The following is a 15,189-nucleotide window of genomic DNA, read 5'->3' on the forward strand; positions in this document are numbered from 1 at the left end:
TGACTCTCCTCCCAACACAGCGTTGTCGGTTGCAAAGCCACAACCGCAGCCCAAAAGTCAGCCACGGAGCCGCCGCTCATCGATTACGCGTACCGCCTTGCCTTCGCTGCGCGGCAATTCCCCCGGCTGATGGATGGTGACCAGCGCTGTCAGCCCGGTCCGTTGGCGCAGCCGCCCGACAATCCGGCCGGCCAAGGCGGGCAGGCAATCGTCGCCGTCCGATATCACAGAGGCCGTCTGCGGCCGCAGTTCCACGTGCACCTCCATGACGTCGAGCGCTCCGTCCCGGCGCAGGACAATCTGGTAGTGCGGCGCCAGTTCCTCGACCTCCATCAGTTCCGCCTCCACCTCCTGCGGGAAGACGTTGACACCGCGAATGATGAGCATGTCGTCGACGCGGCCCTTGATGCGCGTCATGCGCCGGTGGGTGCGGCCGCAGCTGCAAGGTTCCGCGATGATGGACGCTAGGTCCCCGGTGCGGTAGCGGACAATAGGAAAAGCTTCCTTGCTGAGCGAGGTGAACGTCAGTTCGCCCAGCTCGCCGTCCGGCACCGGATTGTGCGTGACCGGGTGGAGCACCTCGACCAGGAAATGGTCCTCCCAGATGTGCAGACCGTTTTTCTCCTCGCGGCACTCCATCGCGACGCCCGGCCCCATCACCTCGCTCAGGCCGTAGATGTCCAGCGCGTCGATGCCCAGCGCCTCCTCGACCTGCCGGCGCATGCCTTCGCTCCACGGCTCAGCGCCAAAAATGCCGTAGCGCAGCGACAAGGCCGACTTGTCGATGCCTTTGCGCTGCATCACCTCGGCCATGTGCAGGGCGTACGAGGGCGTGCAGCTGAGACCGTCGGCGGCAAAGTCAATCAGCAGCTCCACCTGCCGCTCGGTCAGGCCCCCGGACGCGGGGACCACCGTCACCCCCAGACGCTCGGCCCCACCGTGCAGACCGAGGCCGCCGGTGAACAGGCCGTAGCCGTACGCGTTGTGCAGGACATCGCCCGGCCGTCCGCCCGCACAGGCGATAGACCGGGCCACGATCTCGGCCCACACATCCAGGTCCCGCTTCGTGTAGCCGACCACCGTTGGCTTACCTTTGGTGCCCGACGACGCGTGCAGCCGCGCCACCTGCTCGCGCGGGACGGCAAACATGCCAAAGGGATACGTCTCCCGCAGGTCGCGCTTGTATGTAAATGGAAAACGGCTCAAATCGGACAACCGCCGCAGGTCCTCCGGCTTCACGCCCGCCTCGTCAAACCGCTCCCGGTACAAAGGCACACGCTCGTAGACCCGGTAGAGCGTGCGCTTCAACCGCTCCAGCTGAATCCGTTCCAATTCGGGCCGGGCTATCGTCTCCATAGCTTCGTTGAACATCACGATTGCATCCTCTCCCCCGTGGACTGCGGACAGCAAGGGCTGTCCGATGGCCGTTCTATGCTATCGTAAACTAGAGGCCACCGCACCCGCGCTCCCACCAGCGGTTGGCCGGCGGCCCGTCCTCGTCAGCGGTGCAGCGACTCGACGACCTGCAGCAGGTGCCGCACCTCAGCCAGGCGCGCCTTGAGTTCCGTGCGCCGCGCTTCGTCCGCCGCCTCCAATTCCTCGGTGATTGCCTTGTGACGGCGTTCCAGGCTTTTCTGCACCTGCCGCATGGCGTCCCTGTAGCCGATCTCTTCTTCCGTCGACATCCCTGGCTCCCCCCTTGCGTTCCGCCTCCACATTTGTCGATCCGATTGTATCACAGCCGCTCGATCCCCGGTTGCGCGCTTGTGGCCGGCCCAGCCGCCGCGCTCGCGCGCGCATCTCCTGTTGCCACTCCAATGCCGCCGACAGACGGCCACAGGCGAGGGCCGCCAGGAAGTGGACCCGCGCTTCCACCGCCAGGACCCTATCGGCTCCCCGGCGGGTCAGCCCGGCCCCCTGAAGGCCTGCCTCCCAGGCCATCGTCAGCAAGTGTTCGGCCGCGACCGTCCGGCCGGCCAACGCCGCCGCCAACGCGGCGTATACTAGCCGCTCGAAGCGGCTGAGCCTGCCCCGGGCGAGTCCGGGATCCAACAGGTCGCCAGACCCCCGCGCCCGCATGGCCGCCTTGTACATCTCGTTGCGCAGTCCATCCAGTTGGCGCAGGGGCACATAGCCGCTCAGCACCTCGTCCGCGTCCGCGCCGTAGCGGGCGCACAGCGCGCAAATCGTGCGTCGACCAGGGAGGACACGGCCATTCTCAATCTGACTCAGCTCGCCCGGCGTGAGCAGCCCGGCGGCAGCCTGTTCCTGGGTCAGGCCGGCCCGCCTGCGCAGATGGCGCAACAGCGTCCACGGTTCCACGTTCACTCCCGTCCCTCATCCCACAGTGCGGTGAGGGACACGTCCAGGGCCTGGGCAATGCGCTCCAGCTTGCTCAGGTTGCTGCCCCGCTTGCCCGATTCCACCGCGTACACGTAGCTCACCGACACGCCCGCCCGCGCCGCCAGTTGGCGCACGGTCAGCTGCCGCTCGGTGCGCAGTTTCTTGACCCGAGTCCCGATATCCAACATGTCCATCCCCCCACATAGTTTCTCTATTGTGGAAATTATACCGGATTGGCTGCGGTTTGTGGGAAAGATTTGCACGATTGTAGAACGAACCTGTGGTCGGGTTGCGCTGCGTACGCCGCTTTCTTTCCCCAGGGAATTTCGCTACTGTGGAGACGACAACCCAAGCCGCGCACGCGCCGACCGGGAGGGTGAACATGGAGACTGTCTTTCGACCGTTCGAGACCATGGATGCCAGACGTCTGTGGGAAGCGGCAAACGAAGACCCAGACTGGCCCGTCCGTCCCCGCACACGAAGCGCCTTTTTCCGCCTTGTCGAGGGGCTGCAATCTGCCTGCACCTTGGGAGAGGCCTGCCTGGAAGCGCTGGAAGTGGACGGCCGCCTGGCTGGTTTTTGTGTCCTGCAGCCCGTGCCGGCGCCCCACCTGGGGACCCTGGCGGAGGAAGGAACGGTGGTGGAGGGAGGAACCTACCTGGCAAGCTGGGCGCGTGGCCTCGGCTTGAACGCCCAGGTCAAGGGGCGCCTGCTGGCGGCCGCCTGGGAACAGTTTGCAGCCGCCTGGTGTGTATTTCTCGTCCCCTGCGACAACCGGCGGGCGCTCGCGGCTTTCGCCCGCCTGCCTTGGCCGCACCTAATGGAGACCGCGCCGGATAACGGCCGGTTTGCACCGCTTTTGCGCCGCCGCGAGTGGGAGGAAGGGCGCCCCCTTGCGGCCGTCGCCTTCTCCCGCGGCACCTTGCGGCAGACAGCCGAATACGCCCGCCTCAAACGACCGTCGAGCCGCTCCAGTGGGCCAACCAAATGGTGATGCGGTGCAGCTGGTTGGTGGCCAACAGCAGCCCCATCGCCACCAGCACCCAACCGCCGACCTGCTGCAGCCGCTGTCCCACGCGGGCCATGCGAGCCACCGAATCCAACAGCAGGGCGCAGAGGATGAAAGGCACCGAAAAGCCGATGGCGTAGGCGCTCATCAGTATCCCGCCGCGGGTCGGGTGCGTGACCACCAGGGTCAGCACGGAGGCCAAGATGGGTCCTACGCACGGGGTCCACCCGCTGGCGAAGACCACGCCGACCAGGGCGGAGGAGAGGTAGCCGTACGGCTTTTTGCCGGGCAGGGCCGGCCGCAGTTCGCGCATCAACCACGGGATGCGCAGGACGCCGGCCAGGAACAGTCCGAAGAGCACGATGACCCAGCCGCCGACGACGCGAATGGCCGCCTGGTATTGGATGAACAAGGAGCCGATGGCGCTCGCACCCCACCCTAACGCCACAAACAGCGCCGACAGGCCGACGCAGAAACACACCGCGTGTCCCAGCATGCGCAGGCGCACCGGCGCGGGGGGATTCGTTGGCTGCCGCCCGCCCGCTGAAACGCCACTGAGATAGCCCAGATAGGACGGCAGCAGCGGCAGAGTGCAGGGGGACAGAAACGACAGCACGCCAGCCGCAAACGCCGCCCAGAGTGGAATGCCCATGGCCATGCCTCCTGCATTCTACAATTGTGTACATCCGTGGATCTCGCTATAATTCAGAGCGAGAAGAACGTTGTCCGAAGGGGGGCAGGGATGGTGTCCATCGGCGACAAGGCACGCCAGTTGCGTCTTCGGCACGGCCTGACGCTGGAACAAGTGCACCAACGCACTGGCATCTCGGTCAGCCATCTGAGTGCGATAGAAAACGGCACACGCCCCAACCCTTCGTTTCGCAACGTGCTGAAACTAGCCCGCACCTACGACGTGCCCGTCTGCTATTTCAGCGACGAGGGCGCCTGCGCGTACCACGGCCACACCGGCCAGGGGGCGGCAACAGCTGACGGCCCGTCCTCGGCCGACAAGGGCGGACCCTCGCCGCGGGCTGCGGCCTACGACCCGCCGCATAGGGGTAACCTGGCCCTGGACGCGGACACCTGGGCCCTCATTACGTCAGATCACTCCCGGCCGTACCTGGCGCTGGCCCGCCGGCTGATGGACGCCGACGCGCTCACCGACCAGACCTCCCAGGTGCTGCAGGTCATCGCCGAGTTCATCCGCGAACAACGGGCCCCGCAGAGCCCGACACCGTCCACAGACGAGCCTTCACCTGAATGAACGGTGTCCGGTCAGGGGTATCCGGTCAGGGCTTGCGCAGCGTGGCCCGGTGCGAGGGCGGGCCGTCCTCGTCTCCACGGCGGCTGGCGTCCGCCAGTTGGCGCTGCAAGGCCCAGCGGTCCACCTCCTGCGGCCGCACCCGCTCGTCTACAACGCGCAGACCTTCCCCCTGCGCGCCAGGCTGCACCTGAACGGAGGCGGTGAAGGGAAAAACCTGCCCGTAGCGATACGTGGCATCCGCCATCGTAAGCAAGGTTCCGGATTCGAGCTCGGTCTTCGTCCAAATCAGGTGCCGGGCAAACCAGCGAAAGACCACGCCGACGCGGCTATGGGTGAACACGAACGCGGCCGTCTCGTCCCACGGCGCCTGCTTCCAGACCACCTCCGGCCGGGGCCGGCCCGTGTTGCCCAAGCTGCCCGCCTCGAGACCGCCCTCCGCCTCGACGACATAGCTCCACATCCACGGCATCGGTCCCGGCAGCACACTCACCCGTCTCGCGCCTGGATGCAGGCGACGCAAGCGGTCGTATAAAAACCCGGCGTGCAAGCAGCGCCACGCGATATACAGGCATGACACGCCGCCAAACAGCAATACCGCGTGCCCGACAGACCATCCGCGCAGCGTCAACGCAATGCCCGCGAACCCGCACAGGATGAGGACGATGTCCACGATGAACAGACAGTCCAAAGCCAGCCTGCGCGAAGAGAACGGCCATAATGCCTGGGTGCCGTAGGATGTCAGGACATCGAGGCCCACGTGCACCAACACACCGACGAAGGCGAGCAGGTAAAACCGTCCCAGGTGTCCCGGCCAGACAAGCGACAGGACGAGAGCGATGGGGAGCGGCCAAATCAGCCAGGCCGGGACGCTGTGCGACGCGGCGCGGTGCTGCCGGAGGTAATCCACCGGTCCGCGCAAGACGCGCACGGCGTAGTCGAAGTCGGGCGCCTCTGAGCCAATCACCGCGGCCAGGCACGCGCCCACCGCATCCCCGGTGAGGGCCGTGTGTCCGGTGGCCGCGGCCCACACCCCATAGATGCCCAGTCCATACAGGCCATGCGTGATGTTGTCCAACCCATATCCCCCTCGCCAAGCTGTCTCCGGCAGCACCCGCAAACCCTTGCCAGTCGATTTCCATTATACTGAAAACCTCAGCAGGCTGCACACCGGATGGCGGCTGACGAGGGACACGGCTCACCGACCGCTCCGAATCCCCAACACGGCCAGGAGAACCGGCACCGCCACAATCGCCACCAAAAAAACCCACGCGCCCGGGCGCGCCATGTTAAGCGTCCAGCCCACACCAAACCGTTTGGGCACCAGCACGGCCGGATCGTCCCGGTTGAAGTAGATGACCCCGGCCAGCCAGAACCGGTCATCATCGCGCTCTGCCGCGGCGGAGGGAGCGGCGACAGACCGCGGACCGCGCGCCTTTCGCGCCGCGCGATAGGTGATGACAAGCAGCAGGACGACCGCCAAGGGTGGCAACAATTCGGCCGCCATGGCCGCCCCTTTCCCATGCCCGGGGCCGGTCGCCAATATGCACTCGACGCCCACAAAGACGGCGTTGACGCAAGCAGCGAGCAGCCACAGCCCGCGGACAATCGTGCGTGTGAACGCCCACTCGCGGCCGGCGGCCCGGCTATCGGAGCCAATCCGCAGCGGCGCCCGCTGCACCATGGCGGTGATAGCGCCCATCAGCAAGGTCAGCCCCAGCGCCACGAGGATGGGCGAGAAAACGCTGAAGAATGACTTGTGCGCCCAGCCGTTCGGGTGGCCTTGCAGATCAAAATGGACGGGCAGGGGGTCGGGCAAGTGAGGGTAGGCGACTCCTGCCACCGCCGCCCCGGCGAGCAGAATGACCAGCGCTGGCAAGGCCCAGACCATACCCACCTTGGGACGGCGGGAGGGCAGCCACTCGGTGTCCACCGTGACAATCTGGCGCTGTCCATCCAACCATTTCTCGCGCCGTTTGGCACGGCGGACGAAGCCGCGGCAGACCAGGTACATCACCATCTGCCCGACCAAGGCCAGGGCCGGACCGCCGAGTCCCAGCCGTGCCCACCCGCCCCACAGCCGCACGGCTAGGCACCCCCAAGCGACGGCCAGAATCCCGACGAACGAAACGCCCAATCGGTATACGTGGCGCGCCCGTTGAATGGCTGGATGGTCGAGGTGCGTCTGCGGGACGCGCACGCCAAACGCCAGCGTGGGCACCGTCATGCCCGGCACCAGCCAACCCGCCAGCGAGATCACAAGGACCAGCAGGGCTTGGTATACATAATCCATCAGGCATGCCTCCCCGATTGCGGCGGTGCGTCCTCGCTGCTCCGGTGCTCAAACTCTGCCAGCACCGCGCGGTACGCCGCATCCACCTGCGCCCGCGCGATGCCCTTGGCGACTGCTTCCGCCAGCACCAGGCGCAGCTTGTGCTGCCACGCCTCGGTGTCAGCCTCGCTGCGGCTCGTGTGCACGACAGCGCCAGACTTGCGCGAGAGGCGGATGAACCCCTCTTGGCGGAGCAGGTCGTACGCTTTGTTCACGGTGTGGAAGTGAATCCCAAACTCGGCCGCCAATTCGCGAATCGGAGGCAGGTTGTCGCCCTCGCGCAGGGTGCCCGCGGCGATGGCCAACACCACCTGATCCCGGATCTGCTGGTACAGCGGCTGCTCCCCGCCCAGGTCCAGCTCCATGCGCACGCCGCTCGCCTCCATTTGTTATATATATGATGTATCAAATATATCCTAGTCGCTTCCTGGCGTCCATTCGCCTGGTGCGGAACACGGGGAAGTCCTGGAGACGGGGACGAAGGCGAGCAGGCGGGCGACGCTTTGCGCCGCCCTTGCGAGCGTTTATCGAACCTGTGCGATGATGCCGTTGTGGGCCTTGATGACCCCGTGGCGGACGATGGACAGCCCGTTTTCGTACAGATACAGGCCCATCTGCTGTACGGTCATCAGCTCCCGGTAGGTGTAGTTCATGGCCTCAGCCATGACGTGGTAGAACATGCGCGTCTTCCAATGCCAGCGGGGCGTCGTCAGGATGGCGTAGCCGCCCGGCTTGAGAAACTGGCGGTGCCACTCAATCGCCTCAGGCTTGTATTCGTCCGGAAAGTGTTCGATGAGGCCGACGCTGAGAACGATGTCGAACTCGCGCCCAAACGGGAGGTCGCGGATGTCGCTGACCAAAAACGACAGGTTCATCTCCGGTCGGTACCATACGCCCGGACCGCCGGTGCTGGGATTGGTGCCGAGAAACGGATACGCCTCCGGGAACTGGCCGAACCGGTCGCTGGCGCAGAACGGATCGTAATCGACAAGCACCGCCTCGCCGCCTGGGTACATGGCGTACAACTGCATCGCCTCGTACCCGTCCGCCGCCCCGAGAAACAGGATGCGCGGGCGGGTCAGACCCAGGCCGCGGAACAAGGCGCGCTTGCCGCGCGGATCCCAAATCGCGTCCTCCACCCGATGAGCCAGGTTCCAAATCGCCAACTGTTCCCACTCGCGCAGGGCCCGCGCCACACGGGGGGCGTCCAGGCGCCCAACCGCCCGCACCAGGTCCCGCGTCGTCCGCCTCCGCTCCTCCGGAACGTTCTTGACAAACCAGGAGTGGAACGACCGATTGAACATCTCCCAGGACAGCTGGACGGGCATCGTGTCGCCGTTTTGCTCTTGCCACAGGCGCCTGCCCTGCGCGTAGTTTTCGACCCGAAACGGGCGTCCGACATCCTGCCAGCGCAACTGCGACCAATCGCGCACCAGGTTGTCGTCGATAAAATCGTCCAGCTCCGCCACCCGCGGGTGGCGCAAATCGATCCGGTAGTTGGCCACCAGCTGGGTGGCCCCCAGCTCGTAGCGCGGCCGCTCCCAATCCCCATCCGTGTTCCGCTGGGGCAGCCCGCCCCGCGCCCCCGGTTCTGGCAGTCCCGCCATGTGTGAACACCTCCGTTCACAGGCCTGCCGCCTGCTCACCTTGCCGACTCCCGCACACGAGCAGCGCCTGTCTATCCGAAAATTCGGAACCCATTTTTCGCACGGACGCTTCTCCCACATGCCAAGTCTTGTACCTTCAGTGTACGCGACAACGCCCGGCTGTGCAATCGGAGGCCGGGCGCCTGCAGGCAGGCTGCCCTCCGGCCGTTTGCCGGCCGCCTCACGCCGGGTATGGCTTCGTGCCCGCCGCCATGCGCACGGCCGTCGTGATTGGCTGCTCGCAGAGAGCCGTCGTTTGGACATCGAACAGTTGATTCTGCTCCAACCAGGCCACCGTCACGTCCGTCGAGCTCCCGCGTTCATGCACCAGGATCTCCCCGGCATCGTGCGGCACCGGCAAAAAGTACCGGTTGAGCAGCTGGACCACCTGCTTGGCTGTATCGGTGGGAGGAGAGGTCGTGTCCTCGCGCGTCACCAAAATCTGCCACCGCCCCTCCGACCAACCCATGCGCCCGATGCGCCGGTCTGGGTCCACCGCCGCCCTGCCGGTCAGTCCACTGCCCAGGGATACCTGGCTGGCCTGCCCCGGCACCCGGCGGGCATCACCCTTGTCGTTCCACAGCCCCCGCTGCGCCTCTTCCGCGGAGTCGTAACGCACTCCGCCAAACACGGCTACGCGGCCGTGCGGGGTGGACAGCTGGACCTCGTAGGCGGTCATCAAGCCCGGCCGCCCGGAGACCGGTCCCTCTGTGACCACATCGTGATAATACAAAGTGGTCTCACCGCCGGCCCCCACCGGGAACACGGTCGGCGCCCAGGCGCCGTCCCTGGCGCCGGCAGGTAGGTGGTCCATGGCCATGCGAACGATTTCTGGAAACGCCCGGATGGCCAAATCATCGCCCGACCCGTTGTTCAATCCGGCCGCCTGCCCGGCGCTGGAGGCTGCGCTCGCGGTCTGGTTCCCGTCCGCAGCCTGGCTCCCGTTTGTGTTGGCGGCGCCCTCGTTGTCGCCGCCCACCGCGCCGGTGTGGGACGAGCCTGCACCGTCCGAGGATCGGGCGGATCCCTTGTCCTGGCCCTGGGCTTTCCGCCCGTCCCCGGCGGAGCCCCGGGAAGCGGCGTGGCTGCCCCCATCCCCGGTTCCGCCCCACAACCCCGAGCACCCGGAGGCAGCCAAAACCACGCCTATCATCACCCCGCTGACGGAAAGCCAAGCGGATCTTCTGCTCATGCTCGCATCGCCTCGCCTTTGGACGGCCCATTGCGGAGCCGTGTTGGCCGCGCTGGCGCCGTTTATCCAGTGTGACGAAGCGACGCGCGCCGGTGTGGCAGGAAAAACCTAGGCAATCAGCCGCTTGTGCTCTTTGCGGCGCCAAAACCAGCGATAGTACCCGTACAGGAGCAACAAGCTCACCACAAACGCCGCGCAGTAGCCGAGCCACACTCCGTCGATGCCCAGGCGGGCGGACAGCAAGTAGGCCACCGGGATTTCGACGCACCAAATCGAAATCACTGACAGCACCGTCGGCCAGACCACCGTGCCGCTGGCCCGCATGATGCCGGAGAACACCTGCGCATTGCCAAAGATGAGATAGCTCCACAGCGTGATCATCAGCAGCCGGAAGGCCATCCTCAGGGTGTGCTCATTCGTCAGGAACCAGCTCAGGATGCCGCGGGCAAACAGGTAGCAGAGTATCACCAGCACACCGCCGACCACGTAGTTCAGCAGCACCCCAGAACGGATGACCTGCCGCAGCTGTTCCGGCCTGCCGGCGCCAATCACCTGCGCCCCGAAGATGGAAACCGCGATGCCGATGCTCACGGCTGGCATCTGCACATAATTGGCGACTTGATAATAGGCGCCGTACGCCGCCGTCGCGTCCGATCCGTAGCGGTTCACCAGCGTCACAATCGCGATCTCGGACAGCGACACCATCACCATCTGCACCCCGGTTGGAAAGCCGATGCGCAGCAGCTGGCCGAGGATAGCGGCGTCAATCTTCAGTCCGGCCACAATTTCCCTGTCCAGCCGCAGCGGGTGCCGTCGCACATGCAGGTACACAAGCATGAGGACAAAGGTCGCGAGCGTCGCCACCACATTCGCCCAAGCCGCCCCGTACAGCCCGAGCCTGGGCAGCCCCACCCAGCCGAAGATGAACGTCGGTGTCAGCAGCAGGCTGAGCCCGGTGCTGACCACCAAAAAATAAAACGGGGTGCGGGAGTCGCCGGTTCCCCGCATAAAGGTCGTATACACCGCGTAGACAAACAGCATGGGCAGGGCGTAGAAGAAGATCCGCGCGTATCCGGTCGCGCTGGCCAGGATATTAGTCGGCGTTCCCATCCAGGTGAGGACCGTGTGCGTGCCAATTCCCCCCGCCACGGCGAGGACGACCCCGACCAAAAAGGTAAAGGTCAGCGACGTTCCGGCCACTGCCTTCACCCTGTCCATCCGCCCCGCCCCGTAGGCTTGGCCGATGAGCACGCTGCTGCCGCTGGCGATGCCAATCATGAACGAGATGAGGAAGAACACCACCGGAAACACGGCCGATCCGGCCGCCAACGCGTCCACGCCGATGAATTGGCCCAGCAGCACCGAACTGACGGCGCCGCCAATCGATTGCAGGGCGTTGCTCAGCATGAGCGGGATCAAGAAGACAAACAGCGTCTTCCACATCGGACCCTGACGCAGCGGTTGCGGCGCAGCGGTCTGCTTCCCGCGCTCAGCCGGGCTGCTGGCCTCCAGGGCGACATCTTCGGACACATGCATCACCATCCTTGTAGAGAGCGCTTGTGCGCAAGCGTATCGATAGTACGGTATTTTCTGGTCTTTGGGAAGTCCCCAGTTCGGGACGCCGGCGGACGCCTCCAGCGGCGATTCAGGGCTCCGATTTCACGGATGGAGTATTTTTGCCGCCTGCGCGTATGCTATGTGGGAACAACGGATCGACGCATAGTGTATAATGGACAAGGTGCCCACTTGGGCGTTCGACCTATCTTTGCATAATCGTATTTAGTACGGAATCCAACATGAGGAGGAACCCGGTATGACGCAAGCAACCCTGCCTGAAGCGGCGAACTCCCTGCAGTCGAAGGACGAGGTGTTCGACCTGCTGCTCAAGCCCGAGGTGCAGCAATCGCTGGCCACTCTGGTCGAGAACCTGCCGCGCATCGCGGGCATGGTGGCGGTCTTGAACAAGGTCTGCGACCTGGCCAAGGAAGTCCTCACCGACGCCGAGTTCATGGGCGCCGTCGATGAGATGATCCGCGAGAAGGCAAAGCCCATTCAAGCGAAGCTGGGCGATCTGCCGTCCGCCATTCAGGAAGCCCGGCAACGGGCCGAGGCGAGCAACGCCCAGATTGGCCTGTTTGGCATCCTGCGCCTGCTCAAGGAGCCGGTCGTGCAGAAGAACCTGCGCTTTGTCGCCGCACTGTGCGAGGTTTTGGCGGAGCGCGACGCAGCCAAGAACCGCTGAGTCCACCTTAAGGACAGCGCCAACCGGATCGGGCCAGCCGTTTGGCTGCGGGAGGCGCTGCCCACGCCCCGCACCATTCCTTCCGTCTCAGTCTGCCTGCTGCGGACGCCCCTTGGGCAGGCGCCAACTCATCCATATGACAGACGCCGCAAACACAGCCAAAATTCCCGCCAGGATGCGCAACCGCCCGGTCGTCAAGGACGATCCGAAGACCATGCCGAGCAGGACGGACGAGATAATCGTTCCCATGTAGCGGGCTGTCATGAACAGGCCGGAGGCGGCCCCGATGATCTCCTTCGGCGCACTGGCGAACAAGGCGGCCTGCATGCCCACATTGTTCAATCCATTGCTGACGCCCAGCACGAGCAGGACGGCAATCAGCAGCGCCAGCGGGCTGGCCTGATGAAACGTGGTCATGCCCAGCGCCCCTAGCGTCATCAACCCGCCGGACAGCAGCAGACCTGGCCGCGACCCCGACCTGTCGACCCAAGCCCCGGTCAGAGGCGCCACCAACACGGAGACACCGGCTAGACACAGCATCAACAGGCCGGTCTGCTGTGCGTCAAAGCCACGCACCTCCTGCAGATATGTCGGCATGCCGAAGAAGAAAGAATAGAAAATCACATTGACGACAGCAAACTGGATGTGCACCCAGAGAAAGAGGTGGTTTCGGGCAAACATGCGGATGCGGATGAAGGGGCTGTCCGCGTGCAGCTCACGCCAGACAAACCCGGCCAATGCCAGCACACCGACCACGCCCGCGTACACGTTCACTTCCTGCTCGAAGGACAGCAGGAACATCAGAATGCCAACGATGCTGAGCGCAAACAACAGGATGCCGGGAAAGTCGAGGGCAGTGAGAAGCGACCGCACGTCCGCCGCTTGGGACGGACGCCGCGGGTCTCTGGGCAGCGCCCACAGCGCCAGGCAGAAACCCGCGGCGATGATGGGCAGATTGATGATAAAAATCGCTGGCCAGTCAAAACTGTGCAGCAGCACCCCGCCGATGGTCGGCCCGAACGCGGCCGCACCGGAGGAGAACACGGCCAGGAAGGCGAGCGCCTTTGCCTGCCCGTCGCTGACCCGGTGGCGGACAATCGCCATCCCTGCCGGATACAGCACGCTGCTGCCCACGGCCTGTATAAGCCGGAAAACCACCAACCAGGCGAAGCTGGGGGAAAACGGGGCGATGACGGACGAGAGCGCCACCAATCCCAGGCCAATCAAAAACAGGCGCTTGTGCCCGAACAAATCGGCCACCTTGCCCATGACCGGCTGGGCTATCGCGCTGGCCAGATAGTAACTTGAGATCAGCCACGACACGGCCGCGAAGCTGAGCCCGAACACGTCTTGGAAACGCGCGATGGCGACCGAAATCAGCGAAGAGTTGAGGGGGTTCAACAACACCCCGAGGGCAATCGCCAACAATAACCATACCGGCCGCTGCATGGGCAACTCCTCCTGCGTTGATACTGAGACTGCACCACCTTTCCATATCATACCGCAGGTGGAGGGCGCAACCGCAGCCAGCAGGCCGGGCCACGGCGATCCGCCTGGCTTCTGACACTCACCAAGACCGCCGTGGCCGCGGGCACCCGGTCCCATGCTGTCACGCCCATCTCTGGACAGACCAGATTAAACCGTGGCTCCCAGCCCCGTCTCATAGTCGCCGCGCGCCGTTTCGTCCTCCCCTTCTTTCGCCCCAAGGGCGCGAAACACCCAGGTGAACACCACCGCGACCAGCAGGTTGGCAGCCAAGGCCCACACCGCCGCGTAGATGGAGACGGCGACACCGCCGATGTGCACGGTGTAAATGGAGCTGGCGAAATGGTTTGCAATCGCCATGCCGGTGCCCATCACCATGCCGACCGCCCACCCGAGCAACAGCGCCCAGCGGTGCAGCCAACGGGTATACAGTCCGAGGATGATGGCGGGAAGCGTCTGCAGAATCCAGACGCCACCGAGGAGCTGCAGGTTGATGGCAAACGCCTTGGGCATCGCGACAATAAACACGAGAGCACCCAGTTTGACGATGAGAGAGACGATTTTTGCTACCTTTGATTCTTCCTGGCCGCTGCAGCCAGGCCGGAAAAACTCCTTATAGATGTTGCGAGTGAACAGGTTGGCGGCGGCGATGGACATGATGGCCGCCGGCACCAGCGCGCCGATGGCGATGGCGGCAAACCCAAACCCGGCAAACCAGGAAGGAAACTCCTTAAGAAACAGAAGCGGCACCGCCGCCGACGTGTTGTCGGTCGTCTTCACGCCAGCCGCCCAGGCCATGTATCCGAACAACGTGATGAACGCGAGCACCAGCGAATACGCCGGGAGAAGCGCCGCATTGCGTTGAATCACGCGTCGGTTGCTAGAACTCAGGGTGCCGGTGATGGAGTGTGGGTACAAGAACAGCGCCAAGGCAGATCCGAGCGCCAGTGTCGAGTAGGCCAGGTAACCAGAGGGTGGGAGAATCACGGCCGAAGTAGAAAGCGCTTTCTCTGACGCATGGAAAATATCAGCGAAGCCGCCGAGCTTGAGCGGAATGACAATGACCGCGACGAGCACCGTGATGTAGATCATCAGGTCCTTGACCACGGCAATTATCGCCGGTGCCCGCAAACCGCTGGTGTACGTGTACAGAGCCAGAATCAGGAAGGCGATGATGAGCGGCAAATCGCCGAGCAATCCAGAGCCGGTGATGCCCATAGCCGCAATCACCGCCTGCATGCCGACCAATTGCAAGGCGATGTACGGCATCGTGGCCAGGATGCCGGTCACCGCCACAGCCAGCGCCAGGGAACGGCTGCCATAGCGACCCTTGACGAAATCGGAGCCGGTGATGTACCCGTGCTTTTTGGCCACCGACCACAACCTCGGCATCACGACAAACACAAACGGGTATACGATGATGGTGTACGGCACGGCGAAGAATCCGGTGGCACCCGCTCCGTAGAGCAGGGCGGGCACCGCGATGAAGGTGTAAGCGGTGTACAGGTCTCCGCCCAGAAGGAACCACGTGATAACCGTGCCAAACCGGCGCCCGCCCAGCCCCCACTCGTGCAGCTGGCTCAGGTCGCCGCGCCGCCAACGGGCCGCCACAAAGCCCAGGACGGTCACAAAGACAAAAAAGAGGATAAATATGACCAGCGCCGGCCTATTCACCATGA

The 15,189-nt window shown here is 64.6% G+C and carries 15 protein-coding genes; 3 read left to right on the forward strand and 12 right to left on the reverse strand.

Annotation, left to right across the window (positions count from 1 at the left end; all coding sequences use genetic code 11):
• Nucleotides 1–57: 57 nt before the first annotated feature.
• The 3 genes from AK2_RS05575 to AK2_RS05585 form a co-directional block, all read right to left on the reverse strand.
• A complete protein-coding gene (locus AK2_RS05575; protein ID WP_083520885.1) occupies nucleotides 58–1,371 on the reverse strand; it encodes a phenylacetate--CoA ligase family protein in 1,314 nt (437 codons plus the stop codon).
• Between the two features lie 171 nt (nucleotides 1,372–1,542).
• A complete protein-coding gene (locus AK2_RS05580) occupies nucleotides 1,543–2,328 on the reverse strand; it encodes a helix-turn-helix domain-containing protein (protein WP_067932273.1) in 786 nt (261 codons plus the stop codon).
• Nucleotides 2,325–2,531 (reverse strand): helix-turn-helix domain-containing protein, encoded by a 207-nt coding sequence (locus AK2_RS05585; protein ID WP_067932275.1) that lies wholly within the window; start codon nucleotides 2,529–2,531, stop codon nucleotides 2,325–2,327. The genes AK2_RS05580 and AK2_RS05585 overlap by 4 nt, the downstream gene beginning before the upstream one ends.
• Before the next feature lie 194 nt (nucleotides 2,532–2,725).
• On the opposite strand from AK2_RS05585, the gene AK2_RS05590 reads away from it, so the two are divergent.
• Complete coding sequence (locus tag AK2_RS05590; RefSeq protein ID WP_067932277.1) at nucleotides 2,726–3,337, forward strand: GNAT family N-acetyltransferase; 612 nt, start codon at nucleotides 2,726–2,728, stop codon at nucleotides 3,335–3,337.
• Here the strand turns inward: AK2_RS05590 and AK2_RS05595 are convergent.
• Entirely contained in the window at nucleotides 3,294–4,004 is a 711-nt protein-coding gene (locus tag AK2_RS05595; protein WP_067932279.1) for a cytochrome c biogenesis CcdA family protein, read from the reverse strand. The two genes, AK2_RS05590 and AK2_RS05595, sit on opposite strands and share 44 nt — an antisense overlap.
• A gap of 36 nt (nucleotides 4,005–4,040) precedes the next feature.
• Between AK2_RS05595 and AK2_RS05600 the strand changes: the two genes are divergently transcribed.
• The gene (locus tag AK2_RS05600; RefSeq protein WP_245632788.1) at nucleotides 4,041–4,616 is read left to right on the forward strand and encodes a helix-turn-helix domain-containing protein; all 576 of its coding nucleotides are present in this window, start codon (nucleotides 4,041–4,043) and stop codon (nucleotides 4,614–4,616) included.
• 25 nt (nucleotides 4,617–4,641) lie between these two features.
• Here the strand turns inward: AK2_RS05600 and AK2_RS05605 are convergent, their stop codons facing one another.
• From AK2_RS05605 to AK2_RS05635, 6 genes are all read right to left on the reverse strand, one after another.
• Nucleotides 4,642–5,691 carry a metal-dependent hydrolase gene (locus AK2_RS05605; protein ID WP_067932283.1) on the reverse strand — a complete coding sequence of 350 codons (1,050 nt, stop codon included), beginning with the start codon at nucleotides 5,689–5,691 and terminating at the stop codon, nucleotides 4,642–4,644.
• Nucleotides 5,692–5,811: 120 nt separating this feature from the next.
• Complete coding sequence (locus tag AK2_RS05610) at nucleotides 5,812–6,906, reverse strand: DUF1648 domain-containing protein (protein ID WP_067932285.1); 1,095 nt, start codon at nucleotides 6,904–6,906, stop codon at nucleotides 5,812–5,814.
• Nucleotides 6,906–7,310, reverse strand: a complete 405-nt coding sequence (locus AK2_RS05615; protein WP_245632794.1) for a GntR family transcriptional regulator — start codon at nucleotides 7,308–7,310, stop codon at nucleotides 6,906–6,908. The genes AK2_RS05610 and AK2_RS05615 overlap by 1 nt, the downstream gene beginning before the upstream one ends.
• Before the next feature lie 159 nt (nucleotides 7,311–7,469).
• Complete coding sequence (locus AK2_RS05620) at nucleotides 7,470–8,552, reverse strand: class I SAM-dependent methyltransferase (RefSeq protein ID WP_083520887.1); 1,083 nt, start codon at nucleotides 8,550–8,552, stop codon at nucleotides 7,470–7,472.
• Nucleotides 8,553–8,772: 220 nt separating this feature from the next.
• On the reverse strand, nucleotides 8,773–9,783 hold the full coding sequence (locus AK2_RS16825) for a hypothetical protein (RefSeq protein ID WP_157076239.1): 1,011 nt from the start codon (nucleotides 9,781–9,783) through the stop codon (nucleotides 8,773–8,775).
• A 108-nt stretch (nucleotides 9,784–9,891) separates the two neighbouring features.
• Nucleotides 9,892–11,319 (reverse strand): MATE family efflux transporter, encoded by a 1,428-nt coding sequence (locus AK2_RS05635; RefSeq protein WP_083520888.1) that lies wholly within the window; start codon nucleotides 11,317–11,319, stop codon nucleotides 9,892–9,894.
• A 277-nt stretch (nucleotides 11,320–11,596) separates the two neighbouring features.
• Between AK2_RS05635 and AK2_RS05640 the strand changes: the two genes are divergently transcribed.
• Nucleotides 11,597–12,025 carry a DUF1641 domain-containing protein gene (locus AK2_RS05640; RefSeq protein WP_067932292.1) on the forward strand — a complete coding sequence of 143 codons (429 nt, stop codon included), beginning with the start codon at nucleotides 11,597–11,599 and terminating at the stop codon, nucleotides 12,023–12,025.
• A gap of 87 nt (nucleotides 12,026–12,112) precedes the next feature.
• On the opposite strand, the gene AK2_RS05645 is transcribed toward AK2_RS05640, so the two are convergent.
• Both AK2_RS05645 and mctP read right to left on the reverse strand, forming a co-directional pair.
• Nucleotides 12,113–13,474 carry an MFS transporter gene (locus AK2_RS05645; protein WP_067932294.1) on the reverse strand — a complete coding sequence of 454 codons (1,362 nt, stop codon included), beginning with the start codon at nucleotides 13,472–13,474 and terminating at the stop codon, nucleotides 12,113–12,115.
• 186 nt (nucleotides 13,475–13,660) lie between these two features.
• The gene (mctP, locus tag AK2_RS05650; protein ID WP_157076240.1) at nucleotides 13,661–15,187 is read right to left on the reverse strand and encodes a monocarboxylate uptake permease MctP; all 1,527 of its coding nucleotides are present in this window, start codon (nucleotides 15,185–15,187) and stop codon (nucleotides 13,661–13,663) included.
• Nucleotides 15,188–15,189: the final 2 nt, after the last annotated feature.

Origin of the sequence: Alicyclobacillus kakegawensis NBRC 103104, from assembly GCF_001552655.1 — a bacterium.
GTDB classification, from domain to species: domain Bacteria; phylum Bacillota; class Bacilli; order Alicyclobacillales; family Alicyclobacillaceae; genus Alicyclobacillus_G; species Alicyclobacillus_G kakegawensis.

What these genes read in the sequence shown, in the direction of transcription:
- AK2_RS05575 (WP_083520885.1), bottom strand. Translation starts at nt 1,371, where the DNA reads ATGTTCAACGAAGCTATGGAGACGATAGCCCGGCCCGAATTGGAACGG.
- AK2_RS05585 (WP_067932275.1), bottom strand. Translation starts at nt 2,531, where the DNA reads ATGTTGGATATCGGGACTCGGGTCAAGAAACTGCGCACCGAGCGGCAG.
- AK2_RS05590 (WP_067932277.1), top strand. Translation starts at nt 2,726, where the DNA reads ATGGAGACTGTCTTTCGACCGTTCGAGACCATGGATGCCAGACGTCTG.
- AK2_RS05595 (WP_067932279.1), bottom strand. Translation starts at nt 4,004, where the DNA reads ATGGGCATTCCACTCTGGGCGGCGTTTGCGGCTGGCGTGCTGTCGTTT.
- AK2_RS05610 (WP_067932285.1), bottom strand. Translation starts at nt 6,906, where the DNA reads ATGGATTATGTATACCAAGCCCTGCTGGTCCTTGTGATCTCGCTGGCG.
- AK2_RS05615 (WP_245632794.1), bottom strand. Translation starts at nt 7,310, where the DNA reads ATGGAGCTGGACCTGGGCGGGGAGCAGCCGCTGTACCAGCAGATCCGG.
- AK2_RS05620 (WP_083520887.1), bottom strand. Translation starts at nt 8,552, where the DNA reads ATGGCGGGACTGCCAGAACCGGGGGCGCGGGGCGGGCTGCCCCAGCGG.
- AK2_RS16825 (WP_157076239.1), bottom strand. Translation starts at nt 9,783, where the DNA reads ATGAGCAGAAGATCCGCTTGGCTTTCCGTCAGCGGGGTGATGATAGGC.
- AK2_RS05635 (WP_083520888.1), bottom strand. Translation starts at nt 11,319, where the DNA reads ATGCATGTGTCCGAAGATGTCGCCCTGGAGGCCAGCAGCCCGGCTGAG.
- AK2_RS05640 (WP_067932292.1), top strand. Translation starts at nt 11,597, where the DNA reads ATGACGCAAGCAACCCTGCCTGAAGCGGCGAACTCCCTGCAGTCGAAG.
- AK2_RS05645 (WP_067932294.1), bottom strand. Translation starts at nt 13,474, where the DNA reads ATGCAGCGGCCGGTATGGTTATTGTTGGCGATTGCCCTCGGGGTGTTG.
- mctP (WP_157076240.1), bottom strand. Translation starts at nt 15,187, where the DNA reads ATGGTGAATAGGCCGGCGCTGGTCATATTTATCCTCTTTTTTGTCTTT.